Here is a 16,398-nt window from a genome sequence, read left to right as displayed (position 1 = left end):
ACCTGACAGAGTGTGTGTCTGCGTTTTTGGACACACACTCCGGGTGTTTTGTCACACCACTTTAGGGGAGGTCTACGAATGAAATCGGTATTTGAGAAGGAAGAGGCTTATTGGACCGAGAAATTTGATGCCGAAGACAGCCTATGCTGCCTGCCCTTTAGCACTACCGCCAATAAAGTCGTTCGATCGGATCTTGCAGCCAATCTGAGCGTCATCGAACGGCAGCTGCCGCCGGAGCTTTCGGCAAGAATTGTGGCCCTTGGCAACGGGTCGGACATGGCTGTGTATATGATTTTGCTGGCCGTGGTCAAAGGTATTCTACATATTTACGTGAACCGGGAAAATATTTTGGTCGGCATGCCCGCTATCGCATCGCTTGATAAGGACAATCCGCCTGTCCATGAAGTGCTGATTCTTAAAAATAGCGTGAGCGCCAGCAGTACATTGAAATCGCTGCTGGGCCAGATCAAAACGTCGATCAGCGAAGCCGTCGCGCACCAGAATCTTCCGTTTAGAAAAATGGCCGGCCCATTGAATCTGGAATATACCGCCCATGGCGTTCCCGTGATCCATACGGTCGTTTCGTTAAGTAACATTCATACTGCGGCTTACGAGCAAAGCGTATCGGCCGATACCGTGTTCCGGTTTCATGCCGATAACGGCGTGATCACGTTAAGCCTGGGCTACGACTCACACCGGTACGATCCAGCCTTGATGGACCGAATGATCGGCCATCTCTTTCGTTTGTCATCGGTTATTTTGTTTCAACCGGAGCTTGAGCTTCGCAAGGCGGAGCTTTTGTCCGACTCCGAGAAACATCAGCTTCTCCATGAATTCAACGCTACGGCGGCGGATTATCCCCGGGAGAAGACGCTTTACGGGCTGTTCGAGGAGCAGGTGGAGCGGGACCCGGAAGCCGCGGCGGTTCTTTTTGAAAATGAGCGGCTGACGTACGGGGAATTGAACGAACGGGCGAACCGGTTGGCGCGCACGTTGCGGGCGAAAGGGGTTCAAGCGGATCGGCTGGTGGGGATCATGGCCGAGCGTTCTCTTGAAATGGTCGTCGGCATTATGGCGATTTTGAAGGCTGGAGGAGCCTATGTGCCGATTGACCCGGAATACCCCGAGGAGCGGATTCGTTACATGCTGGAGGATTCGGGAGCGCAGGTTCTGCTGCTTCAGCGTCATTTGCGGGAAAAAGCAGCCTTTGACGGAGACATTTTGGAGATGGAGGACGCTGCGGCTTACCACCCGGACGGCTCGAATCCGGAGCCGGGTTCCGGCCCGCGCCATATGGCGTATGTGATCTACACGTCGGGTTCGACGGGCAAGCCGAAAGGGGTTATGGTCGAGCATCATTCGGTCGTCAACCGGATTCTGTGGATGCATAAGCGATATCCGATCAGTACGGCGGATACGATCCTGCAAAAAACCGCCTTCACCTTTGACGTCTCGGTGTGGGAGCTGTTCTGGTGGTCCATGGTCGGCTCGAAGGTGTGTATGCTGTCGGTAGGCGGAGAAAAAAATCCGGAGCGCATCGTAGAGACGATCGCGCGCTATGGCATTACCACCATGCATTTCGTACCGGCGATGCTGCACGTTTTCCTGGAATACGTCGAGTCGCTGCCGGCCGCAGCGGTCCTGGACAAGCTGAGGACGCTGCGCCAGGTGTTTGCGAGCGGCGAAGCGCTGCCTCCGCAGCATGTCGCCCGGTTTCAGAAGGTAATCTCGGCCGTGAACGGGGCGAAGCTGATCAACCTGTACGGGCCGACAGAGGCGACGGTAGACGTGTCGTATTTTGATTGCGAGCCGGGCGGAGATTATCCGATGATTCCAATCGGCAAACCGATTGACAATACGCAGCTATACATCATCAAGGAAGGAACGGGTCAATTGCAGCCGATCGGCGTGGCCGGAGAGCTGTGCATCGCAGGCGTTGGCGTCGCCCGAGGCTACTTGAACCGTCCGGAGCTGACGGCGGAGAAGTTTGCAAGGAACCCGTTCGGGGCATCGGCGGAGGAGCGGATGTACCGTACGGGCGACTTGGCCCGCTGGCTGCCGGACGGCAATATCGAATACCTGGGCCGCATGGATCACCAGGTGAAAATCCGCGGCTACCGTATTGAACTTGGCGAAGTGGAAGTGCGGCTGCTGAAAGTGGAGGCGATCCAGGAGGCTATCGTCATCGCGCGGGACAGCGAAGGCGGAGGCAAGCAATTGTATGCCTACTTCGTGGCGAACCGGCCGTTAACGGTCAGCGAGCTGCGGGGAGCGCTGGCGCAAGGCATGCCGGCTTATATGATTCCGTCGTACTTTGCGCAGGTCGAGCAGATGCCGTTAACTCCCAACGGCAAGATCGACCGCAAGGCGTTGATTGCCATGGAAGGAAAGCTGAAGACCGGTCTGGAATATGTAGCGCCGCGGACGGCGCAGGAGGCGCAGCTCACCCAAATTTGGCAAGAGGTGCTCGGGTTGGAGAAGGTTGGCGTGAAGGATCATTTCTTTGCTCTCGGCGGACATTCCTTGAACCTGATGCAGCTCGTTCAGCGCGTATATGCCGAAACGGGGATCGAGCTTCCCATTCACAAAGTGTTTCAAAACCCTTCCGTGGAATCGATGGCGTACGAGATCTGGGAATCCGGGTCCGAAGGGGACAGCTGCCATTTCGTGAAGCTGAATAGCGACGGACCGGTGAACGTATTCTGCTTCCCGCCGGGAAGCGGCTACGGCTTTAGTTATCTGGAATTGGCGAAGGCGCTGGAAGGCTGCTGCGCGTTGTACGCCATAGACTTCATCGACGAAATTGAAGATTACGGCGATATGGTGGAGCGGTATGCCGACGAGGTGATCCGCGTTCAGGGTCAATCGCCTTACGTATTGCTCGGCTATTCCGTAGGCGGCAATTTGATGTTTGAAGTAGCCAAAGCTCTGGAAAAAAGAGGATGCCGCGTCACGGATATGATCATGGTCGATTCCTTGATCAGACAAATCGTCACCGACGCCATGCCTGCGGAAGAATTGGAAGGCGACATTCGCGAAATCCTGGATCTGGTGGAAGGCATGAAAGAGGGGGCGACGAGAAACCCGCTTATCCGCGACCGGGTTCAACAAAAAGTGAGAGCCTATTTGACTTATGGCGATCAGTTGATTAATACCGGCATGGTGGAAGCGAATATTTACGGGCTGTATTCGGAAGAAACCGAAGCCCTTATCCAGGACCACCATGTGCCGACATGGAGCGCCGCTACCCGCCAAAGCTATTCAGAGTACCGGCTTGCCGGGGTTCATGCCAAAGTGCTTCATCCCGAGTCCATCGCCGTGAACGCACAAACAATTCAACAGATCGTCCGCCAAATGCCGGACCGACGGGAGTCCAAAAGGTGTTGCTCTGAACCGGAGCAGCCTTTTGCCTGCCTTGAAAGGGGACAAGTGGGTGGCACAAGAACGTAAATCCGGGTTGACCTTACGGAAGGCCATCTCTTGGCTGTGGAAATTCACGAAGCCTTACAGAGGATGGATGCTCGTCGGCATCATCGCGGCCATGGCGGCGGCCATCATCGAGGTGTGGACTGGCAGTTTGACCCAGCAGCTGACGACCAGTGCGGAGAAAGGGGCGGGGCAATCGGTAATCCCAATCGTTTATGCGGTGTTTACGATTATCCTGATCGGTGTCCCTGCCAAATATTTTATGGTCTACGGCGTGGAAAAAAGCAGCGCCCTGATCGTGAGGGATATCCGCAACCATCTGATGAACCATATAGGAAAATTACCTGTTCACTATCTGGAGAAACAGCACTCTGGCGATGTTCTTTCGAGGCTTAGCAGCGATTTGCGGCTCATCCAGCAATTTTTGACCCGGGACTTGGCCCAATGGTTTTATCACCCGCTGCTGTTCATCGGCTGCTTTGTCAGCCTGATTTGGATACAGTGGCAGCTCGTGGTGTTCAGCTTGCTGCTGCTTCCCTTTTCCTTGCTGGCTTCCCAGTGGATAGGAAATCAATTGCGCCAGCTCACGGAAGAAGCCCAGGAAAATATGGGGCGGATGAACTCCAATTTGCAGGATACGCTGGGCGGTATGCCGATCGTTAAAAGCTATTTGCTATCCGGAATTATGTTCCGTTCGTATCAATCTCTGCTCCAGCTGACGCTGCAAAAAAAATTGGCCCTGAAAAAAAGGGAGGCTTGGATTACTCCCGTTCTGTTTACGCTGATGATCAGTCCGATCGTCTTCTCGGTGATCTACGGAAGCTATTTAATTTCCCAAGGCTTGTTCAGCACGGGGGAACTGGTTGCTTTTCTATACCTGCTGAATTTGTGCCTGGACCCGCTTGACCACATCCCGGCGCTCATTACGAATACGTTTGAAATGAGCGGAGCGTTAAAAAGAGTGGTTGACATTGGGAATCAGCCTGTCGAAAACCAGGAGGGGCATACCATTGCAAGAACGGAACTGCCGCCGATTGAGTTCGATAACGTCAGCTTCGCTTATGAGCCGACTTCCCCGATCCTTCAGAAGCTGAGCTTCACGGTGCCGAAAGGGAAGACGATCGCTTTGGTGGGGGCGAGCGGCGGCGGAAAAAGCACCGTATTTAAGCTCTTGTATGGCTTTTACGCCTTGCGGGAGGGCCAAGGGACGATTAAAGTATTCGGTCAGCCGATCATGAACAGCAATTTGAACGATTTGCGCTCCCATTTTTCGGTAGTGACGCAGGATTCGTATTTGTTCGGCGGCACCGTCGCCGAGAATATCGCCTACGGCAAGGCGAACGCTTCGATGGATGAGGTAATCGAAGCGGCCAAGCTGGCGAACGCACACTCTTTCATTATGGAGCTTCCGGAAGGCTACCAAACCGAGGTGGGGGAGCGGGGCGGATTTCTGTCCGGCGGACAGCGCCAGCGTATTGCCATTGCGCGCGCCTTTCTGAAGGATGCGCCCATCCTGTTGCTGGACGAGCCGACCTCCGCGTTGGACACGGAGTCGGAAATGTTCGTCCAGGAAGCACTGAGCGTTTTGATGAAAGAAAAGACGACCATCGTGATTGCCCATCGGCTGACGACCATTGAGAATGCGGACGAAATCTGGGTCATGGACCACGGGACGATTGCCGAAGCGGGGAATCACGCTCAGCTGTTGGCCAAGAAAGGGCTGTACGCCCAATCGTACCATCAGGAGTTTACAACAAATGCCGGCAAGAACCAGGAGGTGACTTATACGTGAATGGCGGCGTCATGATCACTTATATGAAAGAGCTCGGCTACATGTTGAGCTTTATGAATCCGCGGCGCAGGGTCCAATATTTCGTGGGGCTCACCGTCAGTACGATCGTTCATACCTTGTTCTTCGTCGCGTTCAGCCTGGTGATCCAGCGTTTGGTCAATTTTGCACAGACCCATGATTCCTCTTTGATGTATCAAGCCTTTTACATCTTGGGAGGCTCGCTGCTGATCGTCAACCTGATCTCTCCCGGGTTCACCTATATGTATCAGCGCAGCGTGGAGCATACGATGGTCGATATCCGGGAGCGTATATACCGCAAGCTGTGCCGGCTGCGCATCGGATATCTGGAGCAGACCCATAACGGGGATCTGGTTTCGAGAATGACCACCGATGTATTGACCCTGGAAATGACGTACACGAGCGTTTTTTTCGCGATTCTGCTGCAGCTCACGCTTAGTATAGGAGCCGTCGTGACGATGTTCGTCATGCATTGGCAATTGGCGAGCGCTTCGTTTGTGGTGCTGCTCATTTCCTTTGCCATCAGCATTCGGTTCGTCCGGCAAATCCGAACGCAGTACGAGCAGTCGCTTACCCTGTTGGGCAAGATGACGGGGAAGTTTTCCGATTTTATCGGGGGGATTCAACTTGTTAAACTGTTCCATATTCGTCCGATTTTTGCCCAGTATCGCGACCTGAACGAGCAGGCAACGAGGGTAGCCGAGCAAACCGCCGCCAAAAACGGGATGCTCGCTGCGGTCAATCATTTTGTCAGCTACGTTACGTTCTGCGGAATGATTGTCGTAGGCGGATTACTGTATGCCCATGGCCTTATCGCCATGGGGACAGTGGTGGCGTTGGCGGTTCTTCAGATCAGTTTGACGCACGCGATTTTGAATTTCGGCACCTTCTTGTCACAAGCGCAAAATTCGTTCGCCGGCGCTCTTCGCATTAAAGAGGTTCTGGAGGAGCAGGAAGAGCCCGAGCGAATCGGTCTCAGCGGAAAGGGCGCAGTATCGACCGCCATGGTGGAATTCCGCGACGTCGAATTTTCCTATCAAGCGGATAAAAAGGTGCTGTGCGGAATGTCCATGCAGGTATGTCCGGGCCAAGTCGCGGCGATCGTCGGGGCGAGCGGCAGCGGCAAGAGCACCTTGATCAAATTGCTGCTGGGCTTTTACCCCGTCGACCGCGGAGAGATTTTGCTGCAAGGCAAACCGTTCGGGCACTATACGTTGGAAGAGATCCGCAGCCAGATCGCCTATGTGCCGCAAGACGCATTTCTGTTCAGCGGAACGATCGAAGACAACATTCGTTACGGGAATCCGCAGGCGACGACGGAAGAAGTCATGGAGGCGGCCAAAGCCGCTTATGCCCATCATTTTATTCAGGAGCTGCCCGAGCAGTACAACACCCAAGTGGGGGAGCGGGGAGCGTCGTTATCAGGCGGGCAAAGACAGCGGGTTGCGATTGCCAGGGCGATCCTGAAAAATGCGCCGATCCTGCTGCTGGACGAGGCCACGTCGGCGCTCGATAACGAGTCGGAATATTGGGTGCAGCAAGCCCTGAACGAGTTGATGAAAGGACGTACGACGATTCTGATTGCCCATCGCTTGAGCACCGTGGAGAAAGCGGATTTCATTACGGTCATGAATCAAGGGACGATCGTGGAGCAGGGCACGCATCAGAATTTGCTTGAACGCGAAGGCCACTACGCGAGGTTATACGGATAGCTGGCGGGGATAGGCACCGGGCCAATTCCCGGCAACCCGCCGAAATGCAAAAACAGGCAGAAAGCCGCTAACGGCTCCTGCCTGTTTTTTTGCGCTAATGCGCGGCTTACGTTTTATTTGCCCTGCTTCACTTCGTTCAAGAGCGAGAGGTCGAGGAATTTGCTCAGGTCCAGCGCTTCTTTCTTCACGTCCTTGATATAGCCGGCCTCGATGGAGACGCGGGCCATTTCTTCGATCGCTTCCTTGCTGACGTCCGTCGTCAGATTCAGGTGGGAAATCGCCGCTTTAATCAAAGCGACATCCATTCCTTTTCCGCTGAGCGTTTTCAACTGGTTGTTGATCAGTTCATACGCTTTGTCCGGATTTTTCTTGATGAAGTCGATCGCATCCGCATTGGCTTGAATGGCTCCCTTCGCCAGCTCACGGTTGTCTTTCAGAAACTTGTCGCCGGCAACAAGAATCGTGAGCGGATAATTGCCGTTGTTCGGCGGAATTTGATCCCACGTCGCGATTACTTTGCCGATGCCTTCCTGCTCCATCTGCGTGCCCCACGGCTCCGGAATGAGCGTCGCGTCGATTTCTTTCTGGCGCATCGCCACGAGCGTATCGGCCGGGGCGCGGGCGATGATCTGTACGCCGCTCTTGTCGGTCGTCACGTTCAGATTGTTCTGCTTCAGCAGCAGGCGGAGCGAAATTTCGTTCGTGCTGCCTTTCGTCGGGATGGCGACGGTTTTGCCGACCAAATCCTTGACGCTGCCGATGCCGGAATCTTTGCCGGCTACAAGCACCGCGCCTCCGTTATTCGAACCGGAAATGACGCGGAAGTTTTTGCTTTTCAGGAACTGGTTCGTCGAAGGTCCGGGACCGACGAAGCCCAGATCGATCTGATCGGTAGCCAGCGCGGTGGAGAAGTCGGACCCGTTGTCGAACGGCGTCACCTCGATTTTGACGTTCTCGCCCCAATACTTCTTGAACAAGCCCTGCTCCAGAGCGACATAGCCCGGCGCGTGGGTAACGTTCTTGAAGATGCCGAGCCGTACCGTTTTCACCGCGGCCGGTTTGTTCGCTCCGGCGGCTCCGTCTTTCGGCGCTTCCGTTTTGCTTCCGCAGGCGGAAAGCGCAAGCGATGCGGTCAGAACGACCGCCAATAGTGCAGACCACTTTTTCATCGTGCCGTTTCTCTCCTTTGTTTAGCACCGACCGTTCGGCCGTACTGCCCCCGATTGATTATTTTTTGCCGCTGATTAATCCGTAGCGCAGCAATAGCTTATCCTCAAGCCGCTTGAAGCAAAAATGGTCGGACACCGTGCCGAGCACGGCGATGATGATCACGATGCAGAGCATAAGCGCCGTATCCGCGAGATTGCGGCCGTCCTGCAGCAGCTGTCCGAGGCCGACGCCTTTGGCGATCAGCTCGCCTGCGACAAGCGCCCGCCAGGCAAAAGCCCAGGCGACGCGAACGCCGGTAATCAGATAAGGGAACGCGGCGGGGACCATGATCTGGTAAAACATGCGCATGCCGTCGCCGGTTCCCATCGTTTGCGCGGCCTTGATATAAATCGAAGGGATATTTTTGATCCCGGTCCGGCTGGCCATCGCCATCGTCCATGTGGCGCCTAGCGTGGTGATGAATATTACCGAAAAATCGTTCATGCCGAACCAGATGATGGCAAAAGGCAGCCAGGCGATACTCGGAATCGTCTGCAGCGCCACAACTAGAAAGCCGATCGTGTCGTCGATCAGACGGTACCGGGCGAACAGGAAGCCGAGCACCGTGCCGACCAGAATCGAGACGGCGAACGCGAGCAGCAGCCGTTTCAGGCTTTGAAACGTCGCTTCAAGCAGTTGGCCGTGAACGAAGCCGTCGTAGAACGCTTGAGCCGTCTGGGTGACGGAAGGGAACTTCCAGCCCCAGTCGAATATTCTAAATCCCGCTTCCCACGCTATCAAGAGCAGAACCAGGAAGAGGCCCCTTCTTAATGCTGTACTCATCGCCCATCTCCTCCTTTACCACTTTTTCCAGCTCGTCAGCCAGCGCATCCATAATGCTGGCTTCCACGTGGTGCAGGACGGAGTCGGCGTAATCGCGCGGACGCGCCGCCTGAACGGCGAATTCCTTCTTGATCTTTCCAGGGCGGGTCGACATGACCAGCACGCGGTCCGACAAGATGACGGCTTCGCGGATGTTATGCGTAATGAACAGGATCGTTTTGCGTGTCCTCATCCAAATTTCTTCAAGCTCCTTATGCAATATGAGCCGCGTCTGTTCGTCCAGTGCCGCAAAAGGCTCATCCATCAACAAAATTTCCGGGTCCATCGCCAGCGCCCGGGCAATGGCTGCCCGCTGTTTCATGCCGCCCGACAGCTCGTGCGGATAGCGGTCCACGAATTTGCTCAAATGCACCGCTTTGATCTGCTCCATCGCCAGCGCTTCGCGTTCCTTTTTGCCGATGCCCTTTTGCTTCAGTCCGAACGCGACGTTATCCAGCACCGTCAGCCACGGGAACAAGGCATGTTCCTGAAAGACGACGACGCGGTCGGGCCCCGGCGCATTGCAGGGCTTGCCGTTCACCGTAATGGTTCCCTGCTCCGCTTGCTCCAGGCCGGCGACCAGATTGAGCAGCGTGGATTTACCGCATCCCGACGGGCCGAGCAGCGAGACGAATTCGCCCTTGCGGATCGTCAGGGAAACGTTGTCAATAGCGGTAAAGCTGCCGCCGGTACGCTGATGGAACGTCTTGCTGACGTCTTTGATTTCAATCAATGGGTTCACTCTCCTCGAAGAGACATGAGAAAACGCATAATCAACTATACCAACTTATTTTATAGGAATTAGGTGTATTGTCAACTATAAATTTTGCAGGAATTTGCGGTCTTTTGTCGAATGGTAGAAGCAGACCACATTTTTCCTATTTTATAGAAAGGTATGGGTGTGAGATGAAGCGAATGAAGCGAGTCACGGTGCTTGCCGCGATCATTAGCGGAGCGTTCGCCGCCGGCGTTTACGCCGAGGACGTTTTGCAGCGGGTGGACGCTTACCTGCGTCCCGATTTCAACCTCGTGCTGGACGGGGAGCCCGTCAAGCTGTCGGAATCGCCGCTGGTGTACAAGGACAAGAGCTACCTGCCGCTGGCCGATTTGACCCGGCTGCTTGGCGCCAACCTGCTCTGGCGGGAAGATACGAAGACGATCTACATCAACAGCCGGATCAATTCCGAGCAGAAGACGGAGGATTCAAATCAGGAATACGAATCGATCGAACTGTCCGACCCGTACTCGATCCGACTCAAATACCTTGGGGCCGAGTACCCGATGCTGCTCACGTACAATAAGAAGAACTTGTCCGCCTATGTCCCGTATTACCGGGAAATCGACGTCAAACGGATGGGCATCGATATGAGCGGCTTGAAGAAAGCGCGTGAGCGCCTGACCGGTGTGGTATACATCAGTGAGCAGGAGCTGAAGAAGCGCTGGCGGCAAAACCCGGAGCAAGTGTACGCCACCAATGGCGACAATTACATCATCAACGGGGAAGTCAGTCCGAAAAAGATCGAAACGCTGCGGACGTACATCAAAAATTCGCAGATGATCAAGTATGGGGAAATGGTGTTCTATCAAAAAGCGGTGATCCTCGACAAGCGCGGGGAAACGGACGAATACGACTATTTGTACCACGAAACCGTGCAGATCCCTATCGCTCCGAACAGCACTCCGCCCCCGAATGGAGGCATGGTCAAACGGTTTATGCTGGGTCGTCTGAAGCTGACGAGAGACATCGCTTCCTCCGAGATCAGGTATACGCTCAACATGGTCGACCGCATCGATTTGCAGGAGGAAGCCAATAAACGGGGCATTCGTTAATCTTGTTGTTTCCAATAGAGAATGGCAATTTGCGTCCGGTCCCTCAGGCCGAGCTTGCTCAAAATCTCCGATATGTAATTTTTGATCGTCCCTTCGCTCAGGAACAATTCCTGGGCGATTTCTTTATTGGATAGTCCTTCTGCGATTTTCTCGACTACCTGCTTCTCCGTAGGGGTCAGGCCGTACGATTCGAACCTCGCGAAAGGGTCCTTACGGCTCTGCGTCACTTGTTCTGAAGCCGCCCTCGCTTGCGCGGAAGACTGGGGATGAATCCAGCTCGTCAGCTTGCGGGCAATATCCGGGTGGATGAGCCAGTTGCCTTGGTGGACCGTTTTAATACCATGCACGATCCCATCCGGCGAAATATTTTTGAGCAGGTAGCCGTTTGCGCCATTGCGCAGCGCCTCGATAATATAATCGTCGTCGTCGAAGGTCGTCAAAATGAGCACGCGGGTATCGGGCGACGCCCGTTTGATGTTCAGCGTGCCTTCAACCCCGGAGCCGTTAGGCATGCGGATATCCATCAGCACGACATCGGCGGTTTGTCCGTCGGTAAAAAAGCGGTGGGCTTCGTTTCCGTCTCCGCATGCTCCCACAACGCGTAATTCCGGGTCTAGCTCCAAAATCATTTTCATGCTTTCGCGGATAAACGGGTCGTCGTCAACAATCAATACTCGAATCATGATAGGTTTACCCGCCTCCTCGTGGTTAAATCTTTGGTCGATGTCCCTTACGAGCCAGGTGTCGGCACGCAGGTCGTGACGGCGAACCGGCCGTCGGTTTCGATGCGCAGCTCTCCGCCTACCAGTCGCGTCCGTTCCTCCATGCCGCTGAGCCCGATTCCTTTGCTCATACCGGTCAAATCCGGCAGCGTCCCGTTATTGGAAACGGTCATGGAGACGTTGGACGCATCGAAGCTCAGCTCGATAAGCACCTCGGTAGCCTGTCCGTGACGAAGTGCGTTGGTCACGGCTTCTTGAGCATTCCGGTAAAGCACGATTTCAAGACTCGGATAGAGCGGGCGCGGCATGCCGGCGATTTCGCAGCGAATTTGAAGCTGCGGATCGGCTGCGAAGTCCTCGATCAGCCGAGTTAGCGAGAAGCTCTGCCCCTCCTCCTCCGGCGGCTTCATCCGCCGGACCGTCCGCCGCAGCGTATCCATCGCTTCCGTCAGTTGATCCCGGACGATCCGGGTCATCTCCATGCCTTTCTCCGGCTGCCCAGGCGAAATCCGGATGATCGCTTCCAGCATCATTTTCAGCCGGATCAGCTTATGCCCGAGATCGTCGTGAATTTCGTGCGAGATGCGGGTCCGCTCCTCCGTCTGGGCCAACTGTTCCACCTTGCCGGCGTATTCGACAAGTCTTCTGCGGGTGGCATCGAGCTCATAGGCTTTGCTTCGCAATTCGTCGTACACCTGCTCCAGCTCCCGCTTCCGGTCGCCGGTTTCCGCCCAACCGTACAGCAGCAGCGCTCCGGTGGCAAGCAGCAGATTGGCCGTGAGCTTCAGCTCCATATCGGGATGTTCAGTAAGCGAAACATTCAAAAGCAGAGCCTGCAGCGCAAGCAGAAACCAACGCAGTCCCGACCGCTCCTTCAGCATATAAGCCGTCAATGTGGAGTAGTGGCAGGCGAACATCATTCCTTCCATTTGCAGACTGAGCCAGGTGACGAACAGCATTTCGGCCGCAGCCGCCAAGTTCTGTGCCCGCCCCGGCAGCCATGAGCGGCTTATTTCCGCAACGGCAAGCAGGACCAGCGTATAGAAAGCGAGCTGTCCGCTTTGTTCGAGCGGCAGCATATATGCCGTGCTGACGGCGGGAAAAAGAATCAGTATGTATCGGAGCAGTAACAGCATCCCTTATACGCCTCCATATGCGATTATAACATAAGGTAGACCTTCATGACTTTCGTCATTTCCAACAAATGACGAAAGCGACCTGTTTTCGCACCTTGAAGGGCGGTACAATACAATCAAAGCATATCACCTTACAAGGAGCGTACGACCGTGTCATTTATCGAGATCAAAGATGTCGTCAAACGGTTTGGCGGCAATATTTCCGTAGATCATTTGAATTTAAGCATCCGGCAAGGGGAAGTATTCGGTCTGCTCGGACCGAACGGCGCCGGGAAAAGCACCACAATTAAAATGCTCTGCGGGCTGCTCAAAATCGATCAAGGGGTCATGCGAATTGATGGTATTTCCGTTGCTGCCAGTCCGCTGGAGATCAAGCGAAGGATCGGACTCGTGCCGCAGGAGCTCGCGATCTACGAAAACTTGACGGCGCAGGAAAACGTCACGTTTTTCGGCAAGCTGTACGGTCTGCGGGGGGAGCTGCTGCGCAAGCGGGTGCAGGAAGCGCTGGACTTCGTAGGGCTGTCGGACCGTCAGGGCGAGAAGTCCGGCACTTATTCGGGAGGGATGAAACGGCGGCTAAACATCGCGTGCGCGATCATGCACCGGCCGAAGCTCATCATCATGGACGAGCCGACGGTCGCGATCGACCCGCAATCCCGCAATCATATTCTCGATTCGGTCCGCAAGCTGAATCAGATGGGCTCGACCGTCATTTATACGAGCCATCATATGGAGGAGGTTGCCGCGATCAGCACGCGGGTCGGGATTATCGATCACGGCCACTTGATCGCCTGCGGCACACAGGAGGATTTGCGGGCGCTCGTCTCCTCGGATGAGAAGCTGATCGTCAAAGTCGCGGAGGTCAAGGATGAGGCCGTGGCCGAGCTACAGGCGCATCCGCGCATCCGGCAAGTGGCGAGGGACGACCGGACGATCGAAATTTATCTGCCTTCCTCACCCAATTCGCTGCAGGACATTTTGTTTATTTTATCGAAGCACCAAGTCGTTATTCAATCGCTAACCCGCTTGGAACCGGACCTGGAGGCGCTGTTCCTGTGCTTGACCGGACGGACGCTTCGGGACTAGGGGGAGAGGATATGCGCATTTTATGGATCGTAGCCGGTTACCAGCTCCTGCAGTTTAGCCGCACCAAAGGGGTAATACTCGATTTGTTTCTGCTGCCGCTGGTGCTTATCTTCATTCTGGGCACAGCGCTATCGGAGGAGATTAAAACGGGGGATGTTAAGCTGAGCCCTGTGAAGGTCGCCATGGCGAATCAGGATCAGAGCCTGTGGACCGAGCGGATCAAAGCCTATCTGGACTACCCGAAAACCAGGGAAATTCTCCAAGTGCGGGAATTTCCCGGCCGCGAAGAAGCGGTGCGTGCGCTTCAAGAGGGAAGAGCCGAATACGGGCTGATCGTGCCCGCAGGGTTCGGGGAAGCTTTGCTGCACGGACAACCTGCTTCATGGGAGCTTATTGCGGGGAAAGACCTGGGGAAGAATCTGATCGCCGAAACGGCGCTGGAAAGCTATCTCGCCTATGCGAACAGCGTGCAGGCCGCCGTCCTGACTTTGGGGCCGCAGGCCGCAAAGGCTATGCCGGCGGATGCGTCCGGCTATGCCGGCGGATGCGTCCGGCTATGCCGGCGCTTCGGATTCGTTCGTCGCGATGGGCAAGCTGGGAAACAAGGGCAAGGAGTACACGGCGCTTCAGTATTATGCCGTATCGATGCTGGTCATGTTCATGATGTTTGCCGGGACGGTGGCAGCCATCAGTCTCGTGAGCGAGCGCGAGGACCATACGATGCTCAGACTCCGCTCCATGCCTGTGACGATGAACCAGATCGTATTCGGCAAAATGCTGGGGAACGGCCTGCTGATCTTAATGCAGGCGCTTGTCATTATCGGGGTGACGCACCACGTCTACGGCGTCTACTGGGGAGACCGCCCGGTGATCATTCTGGCGGTATGCCTGGCCGTCACGCTGGTTTCGATGGCGCTGGCGATGTTAGCCTCATTGTTCTGCCGCAATGTAAAGTCGGTGTCGATGGCTTTGCAAATCGTCATTTTTCTCATGACCATTTTAAGCGGAGGATTAGACTTGGAAGTGAACGGAGAACTGGTACAGATCGCGGAATTCACCGTGAACCATTGGGCAAACCGAAGTCTGCTGGAATTGATGCTGGATGGAGATACGCAGCTTGTCCTGCACTACGTAAAGGTTTTGGCTGCGATCGCTTCCGCATTGGCAGCCGTTGCTTTCATGGCGTACCGGAAGGTGGGATACCATGAATAGTTTGTTCATTGCCGTGAATTTAATCAAAAGGACGATCGGAAACTGGAGAGGTTTTCTGTTGTTTATCGTTGCCCCGGCTCTGCTTGTTTCGCTCATTATCTGGACCGTGGAGCACCAAGACAAGCAGGCGGCTATCTGTTATCTAAACTTGGACGAAGGTCCCGTCGGAGGGCATGTGGTGCGGGAGCTCGAGCTTACAGGCAGGTACCGGTTATCGGCAGCGGCCTCTCCCGAGTCGCTGAGGGAGGCGGTCACCGAACGTAAAGCGGTCGCTGCCTTTATCATTCCGGCCGGTTTCTCCCAGAGCTTAATGGAAGGCCGGGCTGTTCGCGCGGAGCAGCTGGAGCTGGCGATGAGCGAAGCGTCCTTCACGCTGCGGATGAGCTTGGACCACACGATTCAGCGGGTGAATAACGCGATCCGAATGCTGAAAGCTTCCGATCAGCCCGGCGATCGATTGGGTCAAATGCTGGAGCAGGCGGAGAAGCATCAGGTGCGTGCCATCCGTACCGATTTCGGCTCGTATGCCAGCCCGGCGCTTGGATTGGCCACAGGCATCCTGCTCATTTTTCTCATGGGATTGGTAAACAATTCCGTTTCTATTATGGTCGAAGACCGGAAACAAAAAACGATGACCCGAATCTTTACGGCTCCCGTCCCCGCCTACGAAATCATGCTCGGCAACTTCCTCGGCAGCTTCGCGGTCGGCACACTGCAAATCGTGCTTGTACTGGGGTTTACACGGTATGGGATGAACTTTTCGTATGGGCTGCCGTTCATGCCCCATCTGCTAGTGATGGAGTGCTTTCTGCTCGCCGTGATGGGTATCGGCAGCGCAGTGGCCGGATTGGTTCGCAACAGTAAAAATATCGGCGCCGTCAACGCGATAGTAACTACGCCGACCTGCATGCTGGGCGGCTGCTTCTGGCCGGTATGGATCATGCCCGAGTTCATGCAGAAGCTGGCCAATTTCGTGCCGCAAACCTGGGCGATCGAGGCCATTCACCGGCTCGGCTCGGGTCAAGGGCTGGGAGATGTCGCCATGCATCTGGGCGTGCTGGGACTCTTCGCTGTGGTGCTGCTCGGCATCGGCTCCGTCGTGATGAAGCCGGGCGAAACGGAAGCCGGCTAGCGGCGGGGGGAATCGAAATTTACGGTATAACGTCTTTGCCTTGGAGCGAAGGCGTTGTTTCGTTTCGGAGGCAGCGCGGACACAAAAAATAGGTTTAAAAAACGTTAAAAAAATCAATAATCCAAGTTGCTAAATCATATGATTCATAATAAGATAGATCTAAGAAACAGAATAGTCAGAAAATTCTATTAAAGAAATAAACATGTTCGACTAGCGTTCACGCCAATACACACGCCGGCAGCAGCATGGACCGAACCAGAAGACATCGCTGTTCATTAAGCAAGCTATCATCAAGGAGGGG

The 16,398-nt window shown here is 55.0% G+C and carries 12 protein-coding genes; 7 read left to right on the top strand and 5 right to left on the bottom strand.

The window, feature by feature from the left end; genetic code table 11:
• Window positions 1-78: 78 nt before the first annotated feature.
• From NLX71_RS00730 to NLX71_RS00720, 3 genes are read left to right on the top strand one after another with little or no spacing between them, the layout of a single operon-like run.
• Window positions 79-3,450, top strand: coding sequence for a non-ribosomal peptide synthetase (locus NLX71_RS00730; RefSeq protein WP_254361593.1), 3,372 nt, complete (start codon window positions 79-81; stop codon window positions 3,448-3,450).
• Complete coding sequence (locus NLX71_RS00725) at window positions 3,434-5,218, top strand: ABC transporter ATP-binding protein (protein ID WP_375377874.1); 1,785 nt, start codon at window positions 3,434-3,436, stop codon at window positions 5,216-5,218. The genes NLX71_RS00730 and NLX71_RS00725 overlap by 17 nt, the downstream gene beginning before the upstream one ends.
• Window positions 5,215-6,948: an ABC transporter ATP-binding protein gene (locus tag NLX71_RS00720; protein WP_375377873.1), complete on the top strand. Its 1,734-nt coding sequence runs from the start codon at window positions 5,215-5,217 to the stop codon at window positions 6,946-6,948. Before NLX71_RS00725 ends, NLX71_RS00720 begins: the two co-directional genes overlap by 4 nt.
• Window positions 6,949-7,061: 113 nt before the next feature.
• Here NLX71_RS00720 and NLX71_RS00715 read toward each other — a convergent pair whose 3' ends face one another.
• The 3 genes from NLX71_RS00715 to NLX71_RS00705 are packed head-to-tail and all read right to left on the bottom strand — an operon-like array spanning window position 7,062 to window position 9,712.
• The gene (locus NLX71_RS00715; RefSeq protein ID WP_254361592.1) at window positions 7,062-8,117 is read right to left on the bottom strand and encodes an ABC transporter substrate-binding protein; all 1,056 of its coding nucleotides are present in this window, start codon (window positions 8,115-8,117) and stop codon (window positions 7,062-7,064) included.
• A gap of 58 nt (window positions 8,118-8,175) precedes the next feature.
• Window positions 8,176-8,940 carry an ABC transporter permease gene (locus NLX71_RS00710; protein ID WP_254361591.1) on the bottom strand — a complete coding sequence of 255 codons (765 nt, stop codon included), beginning with the start codon at window positions 8,938-8,940 and terminating at the stop codon, window positions 8,176-8,178.
• Window positions 8,873-9,712 carry an ABC transporter ATP-binding protein gene (locus NLX71_RS00705; protein WP_254361590.1) on the bottom strand — a complete coding sequence of 280 codons (840 nt, stop codon included), beginning with the start codon at window positions 9,710-9,712 and terminating at the stop codon, window positions 8,873-8,875. Before NLX71_RS00705 ends, NLX71_RS00710 begins: the two co-directional genes overlap by 68 nt.
• Before the next feature lie 182 nt (window positions 9,713-9,894).
• On the opposite strand from NLX71_RS00705, the gene NLX71_RS00700 reads away from it, so the two are divergent.
• Window positions 9,895-10,809 carry a copper amine oxidase N-terminal domain-containing protein gene (locus NLX71_RS00700; protein ID WP_254361589.1) on the top strand — a complete coding sequence of 305 codons (915 nt, stop codon included), beginning with the start codon at window positions 9,895-9,897 and terminating at the stop codon, window positions 10,807-10,809.
• On the opposite strand, the gene NLX71_RS00695 is transcribed toward NLX71_RS00700, so the two are convergent.
• A complete protein-coding gene (locus NLX71_RS00695; RefSeq protein ID WP_254361588.1) occupies window positions 10,806-11,492 on the bottom strand; it encodes a response regulator transcription factor in 687 nt (228 codons plus the stop codon). The genes NLX71_RS00700 and NLX71_RS00695 overlap by 4 nt on opposite strands.
• A gap of 47 nt (window positions 11,493-11,539) precedes the next feature.
• A complete protein-coding gene (locus NLX71_RS00690) occupies window positions 11,540-12,667 on the bottom strand; it encodes a sensor histidine kinase (RefSeq protein WP_254361587.1) in 1,128 nt (375 codons plus the stop codon).
• A 150-nt stretch (window positions 12,668-12,817) separates the two neighbouring features.
• Here NLX71_RS00690 and NLX71_RS00685 point away from each other — a divergent pair, with 150 nt between their 5' ends.
• From NLX71_RS00685 to NLX71_RS00675, 3 genes are all read left to right on the top strand, one after another.
• Window positions 12,818-13,753, top strand: coding sequence for an ABC transporter ATP-binding protein (locus NLX71_RS00685; protein WP_254361586.1), 936 nt, complete (start codon window positions 12,818-12,820; stop codon window positions 13,751-13,753).
• Window positions 13,754-14,287: 534 nt separating this feature from the next.
• Window positions 14,288-14,965 (top strand): ABC transporter permease, encoded by a 678-nt coding sequence (locus tag NLX71_RS00680; RefSeq protein ID WP_254361585.1) that lies wholly within the window; start codon window positions 14,288-14,290, stop codon window positions 14,963-14,965.
• A complete protein-coding gene (locus tag NLX71_RS00675; RefSeq protein ID WP_254361584.1) occupies window positions 14,958-16,097 on the top strand; it encodes an ABC transporter permease in 1,140 nt (379 codons plus the stop codon). The genes NLX71_RS00680 and NLX71_RS00675 overlap by 8 nt, the downstream gene beginning before the upstream one ends.
• Window positions 16,098-16,398 lie beyond the last annotated feature (301 nt).

The sequence above is a fragment of the Paenibacillus sp. MZ04-78.2 genome, from assembly GCF_024213375.1.
GTDB lineage: Bacteria > Bacillota > Bacilli > Paenibacillales > NBRC-103111 > Paenibacillus_G.
Note: the sequence above shows the minus strand (reverse complement) of the source record. Positions and strands in the feature narration are given on the sequence as shown.